This window comes from Arthrobacter sp. MMS24-S77 (genome assembly GCF_054888235.1).
In genome coordinates this window covers 3,617,858-3,635,741 of sequence record NZ_JBTZRN010000001.1, presented here as the reverse complement: position 1 = coordinate 3,635,741, position 17,884 = coordinate 3,617,858, and the positions used below count along the sequence as shown (strand labels likewise).

Here is a 17,884-nt window from a genome sequence, read left to right as displayed (position 1 = left end):
AGCAACGCGGGGTCACTTAGCGCCCATCCGGAGCATTGGAATGGGCGCTAAGTGACCCCGCGTTGCGCGTTTTCGGGGCTAAACTCTCCGCATGGACGTCGTCGTCGTCGAAACGACCCAACTCGGGGACCGCAGCTACCTCGTGCATGACGGCAGGGTGGCGCTCGTGATCGATCCCCAGCGCGATACCGACCGCGTCGAAACAGCCGCTCACAGCGCGGGAGTGGCGATCACGCACGTCGCTGAAACCCACATCCACAACGACTACGTCACTGGCGGGCTGGTGCTGGCACGGGACCACAACGCCCGCTACTTGGTGAATGCCGCGGACAACGTGGCGTTCGAACGTGATCCTGTTCTACCGGGACAAGCCTTCAAAGTCGGCCGGCTGACCGTCAAGGCCGTGGCCACTCCGGGCCATACGCACACGCACCTGGCTTATGTGGTTTCAGACCCCGACCCCGGCACCGGCGTCCGGCAAGCCGTGTTTTCCGGTGGCAGCCTGCTTTACGGTTCGGTGGGCCGGACGGATTTGATTGCCGCGGAGGACACCGCCGGCCTGGCTCATGACCAGTACACCTCAGTTCGGCGGCTCGTGGCCGAGGCAGCACCGGACGCGATCCTGTATCCCACCCATGGCTTCGGTTCCTTTTGTTCCATCGGCCCTGCAAGCAAGATCCCCATCTCGACGATCGGCGAGCAAGTCGCCGCCAACCACGCGCTCACGGATCCTGACGAAGACCACTTCGTCAGGCAACTTCTGGCCAATATCACGGCGTACCCGAGCTACTACGCGCACATGAGCCCGCTTAACGTCCTAGGCCCGGGCACCGCGATGCTCGACGTGCCGGAATCGGTGGAACCCGCGGAGCTGGAGCGCCGGCTTGAAGACGGGGAATGGGTGGTGGACCTGCGTCACCGTGTGGCATTCGCCGCGAGCCATTTGCGCGGCAGTGTGGCTTTTGAATACGGGACGGGGCGGAGCTTCACGAGCTACCTCGGTTGGGTGCTGCCATGGAACCAGCCGCTCACCCTGCTAGGCGCCCACGACGACGTCGAAAAGGCCATCCGCGACCTCGCGAGGATCGGAATCGACTCCCCGGATGCCGCCGTCGGCGAGGATCCCGGGGCTCTGGCGCCAGGCACGCCCTTGGTGCAGTATCCGGTCACCGGCTGGGCGGGGCTGGTGCGGGACCGAGCCCCGGATGAAACAGTGCTGGACGTGCGCCGTACCGAGGAATTTGCCGCCTCGCACGTCCAAGGCGCGGCGAACGTTCCGCTGCATGAGCTCTTGCTCCGGCTGGACGAATTGCCGAATGAAAGGATCTGGGTTCATTGCACTTCCGGCTACCGTGCCAGCGTCGCCGCAAGCCTGCTGCACCGAGCCGGCCGCGACGTGGTGCTTATTGACGCGCATTTCCGCGATGCGGCGGACTCCGGCGTAGAACTGACACGCGCCACCCCGGCCTAGATGCTCGGGCTGCTGCCGACGCTCGCTCACTTTCGGGCTGCTGCCGACGCTCGCTCACCTTTGTGGTGTTTCCGGCGGACGCTCGCTCACTTGAGGTGAGCGAGCGTTGGGGAAAGGCCCGCCAGAGGTGAGCGAGCGTCGGGGAAAGGCCCGACAAAAGCGAGCGAGCGTTAGCTGTTGATCCACTCCGCGGCGAAGTCCAGGTTGCGGTACACGCTCGCGACGGCGGCGGCCTCGTCGCGTGCCTCGATGGCGTCGGCGAGCTCGTCGTGGCCTTCGTGGGGAATGCCATTGAAGCCTGCCTTGCGCTGTTGGCGCAGGAGATCGTCGTGGAAGACCCCACCGAAGGACACATACAGCTGGTGGAGCAACGGATTGCCCGAAGCCAGCGCCACCCGTTCGTGGAAATCCCAGTCCGCGCGGGCCCAAGAGGGGTAGTCGGCCGCGAGCCACGCATCGTGGCGCACTTGGAGAAGGGCCCGCATGGCGGCGATGTCCTCGGCCGTGGCGTGCTTCGTGGCCAGCCGGGCCGCCTGGGTGTCGAGGCCGACCCGGACCTCCACCACGTGCTCCTGCGTGTGCTCCTTGTACATCCGCTGGGCCGCGCCGGAAATCTCGCTGGTAGCCCGGACATACGTGCCGTCACCGCGGCGGACTTCAAGCATGCCGCTGTGGGCCAAGGCCTTGATGGCTTCGCGGAGCGTACCCCTGGAGACTCCGAGTGAGGCCATGAGCTCCGGCTCGGCCGGAATCTTCTCCTGCAGCGGCCATTCTCCGGACTGGATCATGCTGCGCAGCTGGCTGGTGACCTCATCGGCCAGGACGGGACGGTGCGAAGGAATCAGGCTCATACGACCGGCCTCGGTCCGGCCTTGATCGGCGTGCGCTTGCTGGTCAACAAGTGGGAAGTCACCATGAGGGCAAGGGCCACCGCGGCCAGGAGTGCAAGGGGGAGCGTCCAGGCACCAGTAGCGCTGTGGAGCAGGCCCATGCCGAACGGTCCCAAGGCCGCGATCAAGTAGCCCACCGACTGGGCGACGGTGGACATGGCGGTGGTTTCCGCCGTCGTACGCCCGCTGCGGCTGATGATCACCAGGACCAGGGGGAAGATGCCCAAGCCGAAGCCGAACAGCACGGCGGGAACCGCCGCGAACGACGTCGGCAGCAACAGCATGGCGGGGATTGCCACCAGCGTTGTCCCGCTGCCCAAATACAAGGCGGGCCGCATCATGCCTGGCCGAGAGCCGATGGCCAGCAGGATCATGCCGGCGGCCACGGAGACCAACTGCATGAGCCCGAACTGCAGGCCGCTCTCGGAAGCGCTGAGTCCTTGGCTGGTCAGGATGTAGGCAAACCAGCTCATCACGGCATAAGCAAGGAAGGCCTGCAGCGTGAAGATGGCGGTGATCAGGAATCCCAGGCGTGTGCGAAGGAGCGGCCACATGGAGACGTGTTCCTGGCTGGCCTTGCGTGACGAACGGTGTGTGTGGAGGACCATCGGCAGGAAGCCAAGCAACGCGGCGACGCCGAGGATTCCCCATGCGGCCAGACCCATCGACGGCGAGCCGAGTTGCTGAGCCAGGGGTACGCTGACCGCTGCGGCGAAGGTCGCGCCGCCGGACATGGTGAACGTGTAGAGGCCGGTCATCATGGACGTCTTGGCCGCGTAGTGCTCGCGGATGTACGACGGCATGGCCACGTTGCATACCGCCAAGCCGGACATCGCCAGCACCGTCCCGGCAAGGAGGGCGCCGGTCGCGGGGATGCTGCGGACCAGGAGGCCGGCTGCCAGCATCGCCAGCGCCACGAAGATCGACTTTTCGACTCCGATCCGGCGTGACAGCCAGGAGGTTCCCAGCCCGGCGACAGCGAAGCACAGCAAGGGGATGGACGGGAGGATTGACGCCACCAGCGCGCCGTAGCCGAGGAAGGCCTGCAGTTCGTGGAACAGCGCCGCCGCGCTGGTGATGCCGGCGCGCAGGTTCAGCCCGATCAGGATGACCGCAATGATCCCGACGACGGCGACCACCCGGGATTTCGGCACCGCGGTTCCGCCGGTGCCCGGCACGGGTGTTGCTTGCATTGCGCGGGATGTCGGGTGAGTTGAGGCCATACCTAAAGGTTAGACGTTTGACGTTTGCACTGGGAAGTTTTGTGGTGGAAATCTCCCCGCAGGTGTTCGGCCGCTGGTAGTCTCACAACTGTCGCTGGCCAGGAACATGATTCTGGGCAGGTTGTGAACATTTTTTGGGGGAAGAATGCAGAACTGGCCTTTGACTTTTGTGCTTGGTGCAGCAGGACTACTGACTTTGGGGGCCTGCAGCTCGCCATCGCCAGCACCACCTCCGAGTGCCGCGCCGACTCTTTCAGCGCCTGCCGCAACTCCTTCGGGACCTGTGCCGCCCAGGACGGAGAGTGCACCGACGCCATCGCAGACGCCGCCTCCGCCGGACCTTCTTGCCACTGATGCCCTGAAGAACGTGCAATGCGCGGCCGACGCCGGCGGAACCTGGTCTTTCTCCGGGACACTGACCAACACGGGAACCGCGGCCGTGAAGTACACCATCGCCATCGCCGTGGGCACCACAAGCAGCGTTGCCGGGCACGCGATGATCGAAAAGGAACTCGCTGCCGGTGCCAGCGCGGAGGTTCGTGCAGCGGACATCGCCCAATCGGCGCCCGCCGGCTCCACGTGTGGGGCGGTGGTCTCCAAATGATGGCAAACAGGGCAAACCGCACCATCCGCATCGTGACGACCTGTGCTCTGGCCGCCATTGTGGCGGCGGGACTCGCGCCCACCGTGGCAGCCGCCGTGACTCTTTCGCCAGTGGAGTCGCCGACGCCGACTCCCACACCTTCCGCGACCCCCACACCTTCCGCGACACAGGAACCGTCACCGCCCGCGCAAGCGCCGACAGCACCTATCCCGGTGCCAACGCCGGTTCCGACCCAGGTAGTAGCCCCCGCCCCCACTCAGACACCTGACCCCGCACCGATACCCGTCCAAGCCCAGGGCGGAATCGTTCCTGCCGGCGTGATCGGTGCCAAATGGCAGCTATTGGGCGGGGCGTCCGGGCCCTTGGGGGCCGCGACGTCGAGTGAATCGTGCGGCCCGGATCTCCTTTGCGTCCAGTTGTTCGAGGGTGGACGCATCTACGCGGCGCCGTCCACGGGCGCCAATGCGGTGCTGCTTACCGCAGGAAAGACCGGTCCCGAGTGGCACACAAGCGGGCAGCTATCTGCCTTCGGCTACCCGGTGGGCGATGAAAAATGTGCCAGCGCCGGCTGCTTTCAGCGGTTCTCCAGTGGTTTGGATATCACCTGGAGTCCCGTTGGGGGTCTTCAGACCGTCTGGACTAAAGGTGCCATCGGTCAAGCCTTGTACCGGGTCTACGGTGGCTACGCCCAGACGGGCTATCCCACCGCGCCGGAGGCATGCGGACTGGTGAACTCGGGGTGCGAACAAACATTCGGGAATCTCAGAATTGTATGGAGCCCGGCGTCGGGAGCGGTGGGCGTGTGGACGCCCGGGGCCATCGGCGCAGCGTATGCCAGGTCCGGGGCGGAGTCCGGTTGGCTGGGGTATCCGACTACCCGCGAGATATGCGGCCTGAAGGCTGCAGGCTGTTACCAGATGTATCAGCGGGGAGGCATCGTATGGTCACCGGCCAGCGGTGCGCACACGAGCAGCGGTGCCATTCGCTCTGCCTGGGCTGGATCGGGGTTCGAAAACGGACGATTTGGCTACCCCATCACGGACGAGATCTGCGGCCAGCCAGGGTCGGGTTGCCTCCAGCAATACCAAGCGGGCGTCATCTACTGGTCTCCCGAAACCGGCGCGCAGGGTGTTATCGGAGGCATCCGCTCGCGATACGACAGCCTGGGCGGCCTGGCCGGAGGGTACCTCGGCTACCCCCTTGAGAGCGAGGTCTGCGGGCTGTCTGGCGGTGGGTGCTACCAGCCATTTCAAACCGGCCTGATCTTCTGGTCGCCGGCAACCGGAGCGCAGCCCGTCCGAGGGGGCATGAAGGCCAAGTACCAGCAAATGGGATGGCACCAGAGCTATCTTGGCTATCCGACCGCCCCAGAGGCATGCCTCAATAATGAATGTGTTCAAGCCTTCCAAGGCGGGTTCCTGACCTGGACGCCAACCGGGTCCCGCGACTACGGGCACAGTGAGTGCACCAGGCTTAACGATGGCCGGGTGAAGTACTCCTCGGGCAATGCCAACCACGTGACCTTGGTGTACACCGCCGCCTATGGCCAGTCCAGCGCTGGCGTGGCGTACTGCAAGCGGGTGGCAGGGACGTACGTGACGGAATGGACGGCGAACGGGTTTGTAGGGGCCAGCGGTTTCAAGCCGCCGGGGGTTCCTTCAGGTCCTACCCGCTACAACTACTCGCCGACCGGCTCCTTCTCGGTCACAGAGGCATTCGGCCTGGGTAACCCGGGAACAGCCTTGCCCTACCGCACGTTGAACCCGCGGTCGCGCTGGGGCGGGAATCCGTGGACCGGTACCTACAACACGTACTTCGAGTCCAGCTCGTGGGTAGGTTATGACGAGAACATGTGGTTCTTCGCGACGCGCCCGCAGCATGATTATCGGCAAGGGGCCGTCATCAACTACAACCGTCCTCCGGATTCTCCGATCATCCAGGATGCCGGATTCGCCATTTTCCTGCACGAAAACAAGGTGCCTACCGCTGGATGCATTTCTCTGGACGACTGGGCTGTTGTGGACTTCCTGCAAAAGTCGACGCCGGGCGACAGGATCATCATGGGTGTGGCCGCCGACATCTTCCGCTAGACCCATCGAGCCCAACTAACTCGCAGTTGTTGTCGTTTTGAGGGCTCATAACGACAACAACTGCGAGCCAGTTGGGCCAGCGGCGAAGAGCCTCAGCGCGGGTTGCGCGCTCCCAGCCGCTGCACGGCCAAGGCAAGCCACAGCTGCACCCGGTCCGGCGTTTGGGCGGGGTCGTAGCCGGTGAGGTCCGTGATTTGCGCCAGCCGGTACCGCACCGTGTTCCGGTGCAGGGTCAGGGATTCGGCGACGGCGGCCACGGAACCGTTGTGGTTGAGGTAGCTTTCCAGGGTCGAAACGAGCTCGGAGCCGTGTGCGGCGTCGAACTTGCGCAGGGGAGTAAGGGCCTCGCTGGCCATGTCGGCCAGCGGCACGTCTTCGCTCGCGAGCAGGAGCGACGTCAGGCTGAGCCGCTCAGGTTCGTTGACCGGCAGCCCGTGCGCCACGGCGTCGCGCGCTTCAAAGTAGCTCCAGCGCACGCCGTTTGGCTTGGTGTAGGCGCCGCCGATCCCGATCACCGCGTGGATCCCCGCTTCCAGAAGGTGATCACTGAGATCCTTGGCGAGCGCGCTCGCTGAACTGCCGTCGTCGGGCACCACCGTCACCAGATCCTTCCCGACGACGGCGGTCACCCCTCCGTCGAGCGACTGTGGAAGCGATGTGCTGCCGAGTTGTTTGTGATGGGCTGCGGAGACCACCAGCAGCACCACGTTCTTGCGCGTGCTGTTGATTCCGACGCCGGCCAGGCGGCGGGCGCCCTCCACCGTGTCCAGGGTTCCGTGGATGACATCGTCCAGCACTTGGCCCGCCAAGGCCCGCTGGCTCTGGCGCTGCTTGACCATGTTGTTGAGTTCAACGCTGATCAGGTTCTGCGCATAACTGACAATCCCGGTGTCGCCGAAGGGCTGCTTGATCCATAGGGTGCACGCGTCGCGGCGGCCTGTGGGAATAGGGAAGGATGCCCAGTCCTCGGCGGTCGGCGCGGGGTTGCCGGCCAGGCTGTTGTAAAGCTGGGCGCTGAACTGGGTGAGCGCGATGTCGGACCGGAGCATGCTGCCCAACTGCTTGAGCAATTCGCCGAGCCCGCCGCCGGTCAGCAGGGCCCGGGCCAGGATCTGGTGGCCTGCGATGAGGCGCTCCAGCTTGGAATAGTGGTCCGCGGATTGGGAATCGGCCACAAGCTTGCCAATGGCGATGAAGGGGGTCTCGTAAGGGACTTCCACCAGCGGCAGGCCCCAGCGGTTCGCCTCCGCAATGAGGGCAGGAGGCACGGCCTCGTGGGTCAGTCCGGTGCCGAAGCCAATGCCGACGGCTCCCGCGCGCTGGACCTGGCGCACAAAGCGGCGCTGTTCCGCGGCCCCATTGAGCCTGAGACCAGTGGTAAGGATCAGCTCGCCGCCATTGAGGAAGCGCTGGGGATCCTCTTGCTCGGTCACGGCCACCCAGCGGATATCTTCGTTCCAGGTGGTTTCCGCGAGGCCGGCTTTGCGGAGCCGGAGAGAGGGGACGGCGACGAGCGCGGCGAGTGACATTGCCATGCAAAAAAGGATATCCCGGCACTGGTCATTCGCACTAAGTCGGGGTGCTCAGGGTGTGCACCTGACTATTCCGCAACGCCGGGTGCTGACATAGGCTCGGAGCAGCTGCAACCAATGCCTAGACACCGAAAGAGGTTGTACACCGTGGTCCAAACCTTGCAGAACTTCATCAACGGCGAGTTCGTCGCGCCGGCAGGCACCGAACTGCTCGATATCGTGAACCCCACCAACGGGGAGATTGTCGCTCATGCGCCTGTCTCTACCCAGGCCGACGTCGATGCTGCCATGAACGCGGCGAAGGAAGCCTTCAAGTCTTGGAAGCATGTCACGCCGGGCCAGCGCCAGCTCATGCTGCTCAAGCTCGCCGACGCCATCGAGGCCAACAGCGACGAGCTCGTTGAGGCACAACACCGAAACACCGGCCAGGTCCGCGCCCTCATCGCGTCCGAGGAAGTTGCCGCTGGAGCAGACCAGCTCCGTTTCTTCGCCGGCGCCGCGCGCATCATGGAAGGCAAGTCCGCGGGCGAGTACTTCGAGGGCCACACCTCGTACGTCCGCCGCGAACCGATCGGCGTCGTGGCCCAGGTTGCACCGTGGAACTACCCGTTCCTCATGGGCATCTGGAAGATCGGCCCCGCCCTCGCCGCAGGCAACACCGTTGTCCTCAAGCCTTCCGACACCACTCCGGAATCCACCTTGGTCCTCGCCCGTCTGGCTGGAGAGATCTTCCCGGCTGGCGTTCTCAACGTGGTCCTCGGCAACGCAGCCACCGGCTCCATGATGGTCGAGCACAAGGTCCCGGGCCTGGTCTCCATCACCGGTTCCGTCCGTGCTGGTATTGCCGTGGCCAGTGGGGCGGCCAAGGGCCTCAAGCGTGCCCACCTGGAGCTCGGCGGCAAGGCCCCGGCCATCGTCTTCAAGGACGCCGATATCAAGAAGAGCGCAGCGGCCATCGCCGAATTCGCCTTCTTCAACGCCGGCCAGGACTGCACGGCCATCACCCGCGTGCTGATCGAAGATTCCATCCATGACGACATGGTCGCCGCGATGGTGGAGCACACCAAGACACTGCACACCGGTTCGCAGAACGACGACGAAAACTACTTCGGCCCGCTCAACAACGTGAACCACTTCAACGCCGTGAACTCGGTGGTGGAGCACCTGCCAGCCAACTGCAAGATCGAAACCGGTGGCCACCGTGCGGGTGACAAGGGCTTCTTCTTCGAGCCCACCATCATCACCGGCGCCAAGCAGACCGACGACGTCGTCCAGAAGGAAACCTTCGGACCTGTCATCACCGTCCAGAAGTTCACCACTGAGGCCGAGGCGCTTGAACTGGCCAACGACGTCGAATACGCCCTGGCCTCCAGCGTCTGGACCACGGACCACGGGACCGCGATGCGGATGAGCCGCGACCTGGACTTCGGCGCGGTCTGGATCAACACCCACATCCTGCTGACCGCTGAGATGCCGCACGGCGGCTTCAAGCAGTCCGGTTACGGCAAGGACCTGTCCATGTACGGCGTCGAGGACTACACGCGCATCAAGCACGTCATGAGTGCGCTGGACGCGTAGATCCCCACCGGCACCCTAACCTCGCTCCGCTTCGGCCAGGGAACCCTGCCGGCGTGGCCCCTTAGCCGGCACACGGCAAACGTTAGAAAGAAAGAACCATCATGACCGCAACAGCACATGAAATCACCTACCGCCTGGACCAGAAGCGCAGCATCAACGGCGCCTTCCCAGGCCCCAAGTCCCAGGCCTTGAACGAGCGCCGCGCGGCTGTCGTCGCTGCCGGCGTCTCTTCGGGCGTGCCGGTTTACGTTGAGGACGCCGACGGCGGCATCATCCGCGACGTCGACGGCAACTCCTTCATCGACCTCGGCTCCGGCATTGCCGTGACCAGCGTGGGTGCCTCGGACCCCGCCGTCGTCGCCGCCGTCCAGGACGCCGCAGCGCACTTCACCCACACCTGCTTCATGGTCACTCCTTACGAGGGCTATGTCGCCGTCGCCGAGCAGCTGAACCGCCTCACCCCGGGCGACCACGAGAAGCGCACCGTGCTCTTCAACTCCGGCGCCGAAGCGGTGGAGAACGCCGTCAAGGTGGCACGCCTGGCAACCGGCCGTGACGCTGTCGTCGCTTTCGACCACGCCTACCACGGACGCACCAACCTGACCATGGCGCTCACCGCCAAGGCCATGCCGTACAAGACCAACTTCGGCCCGTTCGCGCCCGAGGTCTACCGTATGCCGATGAGCTACCCGTTCCGTGAGGAAAACCCGGAAATCACCGGTGCCGAGGCCGCCAAGCGCGCCATCACGATGATCGAGAAGCAGATCGGTGGCGACCAGGTTGCCGCGATCATCATCGAACCGATCCAGGGCGAAGGTGGCTTCATTGTCCCAGCCGTTGGCTTCCTGCCGGCACTGTCCGCTTGGGCTAAGGAAAAGGGCATCGTCTTCATTGCCGACGAGGTCCAGTCAGGTTTCTGCCGCACGGGTGAATGGTTCGCCGTCAACCACGAGGGTGTTGTCCCGGACATCATCACCATGGCCAAGGGCATTGCCGGTGGCCTCCCGCTGTCCGCCATCACCGGCCGTGCAGACCTGCTCGACGCCGTCCACCCGGGCGGCCTCGGCGGCACCTACGGCGGCAACCCGGTTGCTTGTGCCGCAGCGCTTGCTGCCATCGGCACCATGGAGCAGCACGACCTCAACGCCCGCGCCCGCCACATCGAGGAAATCGCGCTCGGCCGCTTGCGTGAGCTCGCGGCTGAAGTTTCCGTCATCGGCGACGTCCGCGGCCGCGGTGCCATGTTGGCGATCGAACTGGTCCAGGCCGGCTCCAAGGAACCGAACGCCGAACTGACCAAGGCCGTCGCAGCCGCGTGTCTCCAGGAAGGCGTCATCATCCTGACCTGCGGTACCTACGGCAACGTCATCCGTCTGCTGCCGCCGCTGGTCATCAGCGACGAACTGCTTCTCGACGGGCTCGAGGTCCTGGCAGCGGCCATCAAGGCCAACGCCTAGCCACAACCCAGGTGGACATGCCCACCTCTGCGTGCCAAGGATGGACATAGTGCGACTATGTCCATCCTTGGCATTTAAGAACGGGCATGTCCGGGTATAGGAAGCAGCTTCCGCAGGTAGAGTCATGCCTAGCTAGCGAATCCAGACCGGCCAAAGTTGCCCGGATTCCCCGGACGGGCCCTGGACCTCGCCGTCGACAAAGGGGTCTTCACATGCGATATGTAGTTGGCTACACGCCGAACGAGCGCGGCGCGGACGCTGTTGCCTTGGCCTCATCCCTGGCCCGAGCGCAGGACGCAACGCTGGACGTTGTCTACGTCGTGGACGCGCACACGCCATACTCGGGGCTGTACCCCGAAAGCACCGGCGCAACTCCCGCTGAACAGGCCGTACTGACAGCGCAAGCCCAGAGCCTCGCGCTAGTGCCCGACGACGTCGAGGCCACCTTCCGCGCGGTGCCTGCTGAATCGTTCGCTTCAGGCCTGATCCAGGCCGCGGGGACGGACGCAGGATTGATTGTGGTGGGTGCGTCGAGCAACGGGTTCTTCAAGAGGTTCACGGTCGGCAGCGTGGCCAACGGACTGCTTCATGCGTCGCCGGTGCCCGTGGCGTTGGCGCCGCGCGGATTCAACCGCACCGAGCCCGTCACCCGGTTCACGTTGGCCACGGGGCAGCGCTCGGGGGCTGACGCTGCGATTGCCAGCGCCATCGGCGCGGCCAACCGCCGCGGCGTGCCGTTGCGGCTTGTGTCGCTGGTAACGCTCGACGCCGGCACCGACGTTGGAGGCGAGGCTACCAATGCGGCCCATCGCCACGCCAACACCGTCCTCAGCGATGCTGCTTCCCGATTGCCGCAAGGGCACGATGTGACGGTGGAAGTGGCGCACGGCCGAAGCATCGAAGAAGCGATCGACAGCTTGGAGTGGATCGACGGCGAAGTGGTCATCATCGGCTCATCGCGCTTGGCGGAAAGAAGCAAATTGTTCATGGGCAGCACTGCCAACAAGATCCTCCGGGCGCTGCCGGTGCCCATGGTGGTGGTGCCGCGCGATTACGAGCGCGCGGACTCCATGCCGTAACAGCGTTCTCAGGCTGCGCTGAGCCGTGCCCTCTTCCTGATGACCGAGTTCTTGCGTGCGGTACGCATCATGTCGACTGTCAGGATCAACAGGGCCAGCCACACGACGCCGAAGCCCACCCAGCGATCGGGCGTCATGGTTTCGTGGAAGATGGCCAGGGCCACGATGAACTGGAGGATCGGTGCGAAGTACTGCAGCAGGCCGATGGTGGTCATGGGCAGGCGGCGTGCGGAGGCGCCGAAGAACAGGAGTGGCACGGCAGTGATGATGCCTGAGGCCGCCAGCAACCAGAAGTGGCCCGGTCCGTTGCTTCCCAGGGTCCCGGCCCCGGTGAGCCCGAGGACAATCATGGTGGCGCCGGCGATCGGGGCGAGGACCACGGTCTCCACCGTGAGGCTCGTGATGGCGTTGACCTTCGGTCCCACGCGCTTCTTCACGAAACCGTAGAGTCCGAAGCTGAATGCCAGGACCAAAGCGATCCACGGCAGCTTGCCATAGGAAACCGTTAGCACGCCGACGGCGATGAAGCCGATTCCGACGGCGGCCCACTGGAGCGGGCGGAGTGTTTCCTTCAGGACGAACACGCCCAGGAGCACCGACACGAGCGGGTTGATGAAGTAGCCGAGTGAGGCCTCGACAGCGTGTCCCGTGGTGACCCCGAAAGTGTAGGTCAGCCAGTTGACGGCGATAAGCCCGGCAGCCAACGCAAGTGGTCCTAGGACGGCCCGGTCCCTGAAAGCTGTCCCCAGGAGGCGCCATGTCCGGGTGATGGTGATGAGCAGGGCGCAGAAAATGAGGGACCACACCACGCGGTTCGCGACGATTTCCACGGCTCCGGCGGGCTGCAACACCAGGAAGTAGAGGGGGAGCAAGCCCCACAATCCGTAAGCCCCGATGCCGAACACGACGCCCGCCGTCGTCTCGCTCTTTGCACTCTTTGCCTCGGCGGCGGATGCAGAAGCTGCAGCGATCGGAGCGTTTGCGGAAAGGGCCGGCGCAGCGGTGGCGGACAGGGCGGGCGCGGTTTGCTCGGGCGTAGACACAATGTCAAGAACACCACATGTTGCGATGGTATTCCTGACCGTACGGCCGGAAAGTTTGTGTGAGTTTCCTCGCCTCACCGTGTCACTCCTGCCGCCCGCTGACATTCAACAGGCAACTGAGAACTAGAATTGGAAACTGCGCGCCCCACTACGCGGGGCGGATTCCCGTCTCAGAAGGGTTCACGGTGTCCAACTCGGCCGAAACCACCTCAAAACGTCCGCTGCGTGTCGCCATTGTCGGCGCAGGACCGGCCGGCGTGTACGCCGCGGACATCCTGACCAAATCCAACGAGGTCAAGGATGGCGACGTCGAGGTCAGCATCGACCTTTTCGAGGCATACCCTGCGCCGTACGGCCTGATCCGCTATGGCGTGGCGCCGGACCACCCCCGCATCAAGGGCATCGTCAACGCGCTTCACAAGGTCCTTGATCGCGGCGATATCCGATTCCTTGGCAATGTCACGTACGGCCGCGACCTCACGCTGCATGACTTCCGGGCTTTCTATGACGCGGTGATCTTCTCCACGGGAGCAGTCAAGGATGCCGAGCTGAACATCCCTGGCGTGGAACTGGAGGGCTCGTTTGGTGGAGCCGACTTCGTGTCTTGGTATGACGGACACCCGGATGTCCCCCGCGATTGGCCACTGGACGCCAAGGAAGTGGCGGTCATCGGCAACGGCAACGTGGCACTGGACGTGGCGCGCATGCTCTCCAAGCACGCGGATGACCTCCTGGTGACCGAAATCCCGGACAACGTCTATGCCGCCCTCAAGGCTTCCCCGGTCACCGACGTGCATGTCTTCGGCCGCCGCGGACCTGCACAAATCAAGTTCACTCCGCTGGAACTGCGCGAGCTCTCGCACTCCAACGACGTGGACATTGTGCTGTACCCGGAGGACTTCGAATTCGATGAAGCCTCCGACGAAGCCATCCGCAGCAACAACCAGATCAAGACCATGGTCAACACGCTGACCAACTGGCTCGTCGAGGAACATGCCGAAGCCGAACAGCCCTCCTCGCGCCGGCTGCACCTGCACTTCCTGCACAGCCCGGTGGAAATCGTGTCGGAAGACGGCTCCGGAAAGGTCTCCAGCATCAAGTTCGAGCGCATGCAGCTGGACGGCACAGGCAATGTCAAAGGCACCGGCGAGTTCGTGGACTATCCCATCCAGGCCGTTTACCGCGCCATCGGCTACCACGGTTCGCCGCTGGACGAGCTTGAGTACGATGCCCGCCGGGGTGTCATTCCGAACGACGGCGGACGGGTGCTGGACGCCAACGGCAAGCCGGTACCCGGCATCTACGCCACGGGCTGGATCAAGCGCGGACCAGTCGGGCTGATCGGGCACACCAAGGGCGACGCCTTGGAGACCATCGGGTGCCTGTTGGAGGACCGCCTCACGCTGCCCCCGGCCGAAAACCCGGACCCGCAGGCCATCATCAACCTCCTGGAAGAGCGGGGGATCGAGTACACCACCTGGGAAGGCTGGAACAAGCTCGATGCGCACGAAGTAGCCCTGGGCGCCGCATGGACCGCGGAAAACCCGGGCATCGGCGTCGTACGCGAACGCATCAAGGTGGTCGCGCGCGAGGACATGATCGGGATCTCCCGCGCCTAGCGGCTCGCGGCGCCTGGTCCTAAAATGAGCCATGGACGAGGAGCTCCGCTGGACTGACGCCGTCGGGCAAGCAGAACTGGTGCGGAGCGGCGCGATTTCGCCGAGCGAACTGCTCGACGCCGGCCGCGAGCGCATCCGGGAGATCGATCCGGTTCTGCATTGCATCGTCGCGCACTTGGAACCCGGGGCGGAAGATCCGGCTCCTGACGCGCCGTTTCCCGGGGTTCCCTTCCTGGTGAAGGACCTGTCGCTGGAGATCGCCGGAGCGCCTTTCACCGAAGGCTCCCGCTGGTTGAAGGACAACATCTCAAGCCATGACCAGGAGCTGGTACGCCGGTACCGCCGGGCCGGACTAGCCATCCTCGGGAAGACCAACACGCCGGAATTCGGGCTCAGCCCACATTGCGAGCCGGCGCTCCACGGGGCCACGCGCAATCCTTGGGATTTGGGGCTGTCCACGAGCGGCTCCAGCGGCGGGTCCGCCGCCGCCGTCGCCTCCGGAATGGTCCCTATGGCGCACGGGAACGATCTTGGCGGATCCCTTCGCTACCCCGCTGCATGGTGTGGAGTTTTCGGGTTCAAGCCGACCCGCGGACGGGTTCCCATGGGGCCCGAGTATGGCGACGTGGCCGGGGGCTTTGCGGTGGAACATGCCCTGACCCGGAGCGTGCGCGATTCGGCGGCTCTCCTCGACGCGACGGCCGGTCAGTCACTCGGTGATCCCTATTGGGCGCCGCCCCAGGCCCGGCCCTTCCTGCTTGAAGCCGGCACTGTTCCTGGAAAGCTGCGCATCGCAGCAACCGCGACCCCCAACTCGGGGCAACAAGTGCATCCGGACTACATGAGGGCGTTCGAGGAAACCTTGGAATTGCTAGCTGGACTGGGCCACAGTGTCACGGAAGCGCACCCCGAGACCCTAGGCCGGGCCGGGCACCGCGCGGTCAGGGCCGTCTATGGAGGCGCGATCGCGTGGATAGAAGCGTACTGGACGCATCGGATGGGCAGGCCGCCGGAAGCCGGTGAGATCGAGCCGTTCACCGCGGCCAATTTCGAGCGCTCGCGGGCCGTGACAGGCGGGCAATACCTCCTCGGCATGGAGGAATTGCAGCGCTTCAGCCGCCGCCTGGCTGGGTTCTTCGAGGAATTCGATGTCTGGATGACCCCCACCGTCGGCTGGCCACCCCTGCCTCTCGGAACCCTGCGTGGAACCGAAGAAGAACCGTTGCGCGGGGAGCGCGAAGCCGGCCGCTTCCTCATGTTCGACGGCGAGTATGCCAACATCTCGGGCAACCCGGCCATGTCGGTGCCACTCGGAGTCGACACGGCCGGCCTGCCGGTGGGCATGTCCTTCCTTGGCCGCTTCGGGGATGAGGCCACGCTCTTTCGCTTGGCGGGCCAGCTCGAGAAAGCCGCACCCTGGGCGGACCGGAAACCCGAAGCCCTCGCGGCAGCTTTGTCGGCATCGCTCTGAAGCTGAAGCAAGACAGGAGAAAACCAATGTTCATGGGCGTCTACCATTTCGACGGGGATCCCGCTCAACTGCTGGAAGGTCACAAGCGGATGGTGGGCCTCCTGCCAACCGGCGCGTTGAAGGTCCATGTGTGCCTATCCACCGACGCAGGTATTTCGGTCTATGACACCTGCCCGGATCGCGAAACGTTTGATCGTTTTAGCCGTGGCCATAGTTTCGCGGAACTCGTTGCGGAAGTCGGCCTGCCCGTACCTCGGATCGAAGCGTTGGGCGAAGTCGAGTCGTACGAATTCCACCCGGAGTGAGCGGTGTCGAACCAGCGCGTCGGATTTGGCGGCATCATAGGCAAAGCCTCGAGACCCAACTAGACTGGCCCGTACTGTGCTGCGTCCGGTTTTGGGAGTTCGATGAGGAATCCGATCCATCCGGCAGCTTCGGTCAATGATGTCGCCGAGCTGTTGCAGCGTCATGCCCGCGCTGGACATGAGCAACTGGACACCTGGCGCTTTGGGCCTCCCGACGCCACGGAGCTTCCCGGTTTGCGCAGCCTGATCAAGGAATCCTGGCAGCGATCCGCGCAGCTTAAGGCGAACCCGGACCAGCCCGAAGCTCCCGTGGCCATGGACATCGACGAGCTTGAGGAGTACCGCCGCCAACACCCGCTGGCCATCATCATGCCTGTCATCCAGAAGCTCCTCATCCAGCCCAGCTACGACAGCGGGCTCCTGGTTGCTGTGGGGGACGAGCTCGGCCGGCTGCTGTGGGTGGACGGAAATCCCGCGATGCGGCGGCGTGCCGAAGGCATGATGTTCGTGGCAGGGGCGGACTGGTCCGAAGCGGCGGTCGGTACGAGCGCTCCTGGCACAGCGCTCGCCTTGGGACGCGGCATCCAGATATCCGGCGCCGAGCACTACAAACGCTCCGTCCATCCGTGGAGCTGCACCGCGGTGCCCTTCCACGACCCTGACTCCGGAGCGCTCCTCGGCGTCGTCGACATCACCGGCACGGAAGCCGCCGTCGCACCCCACACGCTTTCCCTGGTTGAAGCGACAGTGGCGGCAGCGCAGGCCCAGTTGCGCGTGGAAAGGCTCCAGCTCGCTGCCACCAAGCACTCTGCGCCTGCCCGACGCCGGCACCCACCTACCGCTGCCGGCTCGCGGCAGGGCAGAGGCCTGTACCGGAACAGCCTCCAGCTGCTGGGCCGCGACCAGGCGCTGTTGAGCATGGGCGGGCGAAGCGTTGCCCTTTCCGCCAGGCACAGCGAGATCCTGGCTCTGCTGGGCGCCCATCCCGAGGGGCTGAGCGCCGAAGAACTGGCACTGGCCTTGTATCCGGGAGATGGTTTCACCGTCACCCTCCGGGCAGAAATGGTGCGCCTGCGCAAGGTGCTGCACGAACTCGATCCCGCGGCGGTCCCCGAATCACGCCCGTACCGGCTCCCGATCGACCTCGGCCAGGATGCTGCCCAGGTGCTCTCCTGCCTGCAACGGGGCGCCCACCGCATCGCCTTGGAAATCTACAAGGGCGCCGTCCTGCCGCACTCGGAAGCCCCCGGCATTGTGGAGCTTCGCCAGAAGGTCTCCGCACTCTTGCGTGAGGCCGTCCTCAACGACGGCAGTGCCGAGGCGCTGCTCAAGTATGCGGGCCTGCCTGAGGCGAAGAACGACGTCGATGTCCGGCTTGCCGCCCTCAAGCTCCTGCCGCCGCGCTCGCCCAAACGGGCCGCCGTCGTCGCCGAGCTTGAGCGCTTGGAAACGGAGATGTCGGCCTGACGCTGGCCAATCGTGTGGCACTCGGGAAATACCGAGTTTCGGCCCGTATCGTAAG

The 17,884-nt window shown here is 64.8% G+C and carries 14 protein-coding genes; 10 read left to right on the top strand and 4 right to left on the bottom strand.

All coding sequences use genetic code 11. The annotated features are described in order from the left end of the window. Window positions 1-91: 91 nt before the first annotated feature. Entirely contained in the window at window positions 92-1,471 is a 1,380-nt protein-coding gene (locus ACX5I4_RS16710; protein WP_461837618.1) for a rhodanese-like domain-containing protein, read from the top strand. Between the two features lie 170 nt (window positions 1,472-1,641). Here ACX5I4_RS16710 and ACX5I4_RS16705 read toward each other — a convergent pair whose 3' ends face one another. Then, window positions 1,642-2,322, bottom strand: coding sequence for a FadR/GntR family transcriptional regulator (locus ACX5I4_RS16705; protein WP_461837617.1), 681 nt, complete (start codon window positions 2,320-2,322; stop codon window positions 1,642-1,644). Then, entirely contained in the window at window positions 2,319-3,554 is a 1,236-nt protein-coding gene (locus ACX5I4_RS16700) for an MFS transporter (protein WP_461838758.1), read from the bottom strand. The genes ACX5I4_RS16705 and ACX5I4_RS16700 overlap by 4 nt, the downstream gene beginning before the upstream one ends. Window positions 3,555-3,867: 313 nt before the next feature. On the opposite strand from ACX5I4_RS16700, the gene ACX5I4_RS16695 reads away from it, so the two are divergent. Both ACX5I4_RS16695 and ACX5I4_RS16690 read left to right on the top strand, forming a co-directional pair. Continuing rightward, window positions 3,868-4,188, top strand: coding sequence for a hypothetical protein (locus ACX5I4_RS16695; protein ID WP_461837616.1), 321 nt, complete (start codon window positions 3,868-3,870; stop codon window positions 4,186-4,188). Between the two features lie 32 nt (window positions 4,189-4,220). Continuing rightward, complete coding sequence (locus tag ACX5I4_RS16690) at window positions 4,221-6,278, top strand: hypothetical protein (RefSeq protein WP_461837615.1); 2,058 nt, start codon at window positions 4,221-4,223, stop codon at window positions 6,276-6,278. Between the two features lie 92 nt (window positions 6,279-6,370). On the opposite strand, the gene ACX5I4_RS16685 is transcribed toward ACX5I4_RS16690, so the two are convergent. Next, window positions 6,371-7,813 (bottom strand): PucR family transcriptional regulator, encoded by a 1,443-nt coding sequence (locus ACX5I4_RS16685; protein WP_461837614.1) that lies wholly within the window; start codon window positions 7,811-7,813, stop codon window positions 6,371-6,373. Window positions 7,814-7,957: 144 nt separating this feature from the next. Here ACX5I4_RS16685 and ACX5I4_RS16680 point away from each other — a divergent pair, with 144 nt between their 5' ends. From ACX5I4_RS16680 to ACX5I4_RS16670, 3 genes are all read left to right on the top strand, one after another. Beyond that, on the top strand, window positions 7,958-9,388 hold the full coding sequence (locus ACX5I4_RS16680) for a gamma-aminobutyraldehyde dehydrogenase (RefSeq protein WP_461837613.1): 1,431 nt from the start codon (window positions 7,958-7,960) through the stop codon (window positions 9,386-9,388). Window positions 9,389-9,489: 101 nt separating this feature from the next. Then, window positions 9,490-10,845, top strand: coding sequence for a 4-aminobutyrate--2-oxoglutarate transaminase (gabT, locus tag ACX5I4_RS16675; protein WP_461837612.1), 1,356 nt, complete (start codon window positions 9,490-9,492; stop codon window positions 10,843-10,845). A gap of 212 nt (window positions 10,846-11,057) precedes the next feature. Beyond that, window positions 11,058-11,924, top strand: coding sequence for a universal stress protein (locus ACX5I4_RS16670; protein WP_461837611.1), 867 nt, complete (start codon window positions 11,058-11,060; stop codon window positions 11,922-11,924). 8 nt (window positions 11,925-11,932) lie between these two features. Here the strand turns inward: ACX5I4_RS16670 and rarD are convergent, their stop codons facing one another. Next, window positions 11,933-12,895, bottom strand: a complete 963-nt coding sequence (gene rarD / locus ACX5I4_RS16665; RefSeq protein WP_461838757.1) for an EamA family transporter RarD — start codon at window positions 12,893-12,895, stop codon at window positions 11,933-11,935. Window positions 12,896-13,152: 257 nt separating this feature from the next. On the opposite strand from rarD, the gene ACX5I4_RS16660 reads away from it, so the two are divergent. The 4 genes from ACX5I4_RS16660 to ACX5I4_RS16645 all read left to right on the top strand — a co-directional run bounded on the left by ACX5I4_RS16660 (window position 13,153) and on the right by ACX5I4_RS16645 (window position 17,829). Next, entirely contained in the window at window positions 13,153-14,586 is a 1,434-nt protein-coding gene (locus ACX5I4_RS16660) for an FAD-dependent oxidoreductase (RefSeq protein WP_461837610.1), read from the top strand. Window positions 14,587-14,617: 31 nt separating this feature from the next. Next, complete coding sequence (locus tag ACX5I4_RS16655) at window positions 14,618-16,057, top strand: amidase (RefSeq protein ID WP_461837609.1); 1,440 nt, start codon at window positions 14,618-14,620, stop codon at window positions 16,055-16,057. Window positions 16,058-16,089: 32 nt separating this feature from the next. Beyond that, window positions 16,090-16,362, top strand: coding sequence for a hypothetical protein (locus tag ACX5I4_RS16650; RefSeq protein WP_461837608.1), 273 nt, complete (start codon window positions 16,090-16,092; stop codon window positions 16,360-16,362). A gap of 102 nt (window positions 16,363-16,464) precedes the next feature. After that, complete coding sequence (locus tag ACX5I4_RS16645; RefSeq protein WP_461837607.1) at window positions 16,465-17,829, top strand: GAF domain-containing protein; 1,365 nt, start codon at window positions 16,465-16,467, stop codon at window positions 17,827-17,829. The last annotated feature ends 55 nt before the right edge of the window (window positions 17,830-17,884 follow it).

What these genes read in the sequence shown, in the direction of transcription:
- ACX5I4_RS16710 (WP_461837618.1), top strand. Translation starts at nt 92, where the DNA reads ATGGACGTCGTCGTCGTCGAAACGACCCAACTCGGGGACCGCAGCTAC.
- ACX5I4_RS16705 (WP_461837617.1), bottom strand. Translation starts at nt 2,322, where the DNA reads ATGAGCCTGATTCCTTCGCACCGTCCCGTCCTGGCCGATGAGGTCACC.
- ACX5I4_RS16700 (WP_461838758.1), bottom strand. Translation starts at nt 3,554, where the DNA reads ATGCAAGCAACACCCGTGCCGGGCACCGGCGGAACCGCGGTGCCGAAA.
- ACX5I4_RS16685 (WP_461837614.1), bottom strand. Translation starts at nt 7,813, where the DNA reads ATGGCAATGTCACTCGCCGCGCTCGTCGCCGTCCCCTCTCTCCGGCTC.
- gabT (WP_461837612.1), top strand. Translation starts at nt 9,490, where the DNA reads ATGACCGCAACAGCACATGAAATCACCTACCGCCTGGACCAGAAGCGC.
- ACX5I4_RS16670 (WP_461837611.1), top strand. Translation starts at nt 11,058, where the DNA reads ATGCGATATGTAGTTGGCTACACGCCGAACGAGCGCGGCGCGGACGCT.
- ACX5I4_RS16655 (WP_461837609.1), top strand. Translation starts at nt 14,618, where the DNA reads ATGGACGAGGAGCTCCGCTGGACTGACGCCGTCGGGCAAGCAGAACTG.
- ACX5I4_RS16650 (WP_461837608.1), top strand. Translation starts at nt 16,090, where the DNA reads ATGGGCGTCTACCATTTCGACGGGGATCCCGCTCAACTGCTGGAAGGT.
- ACX5I4_RS16645 (WP_461837607.1), top strand. Translation starts at nt 16,465, where the DNA reads ATGAGGAATCCGATCCATCCGGCAGCTTCGGTCAATGATGTCGCCGAG.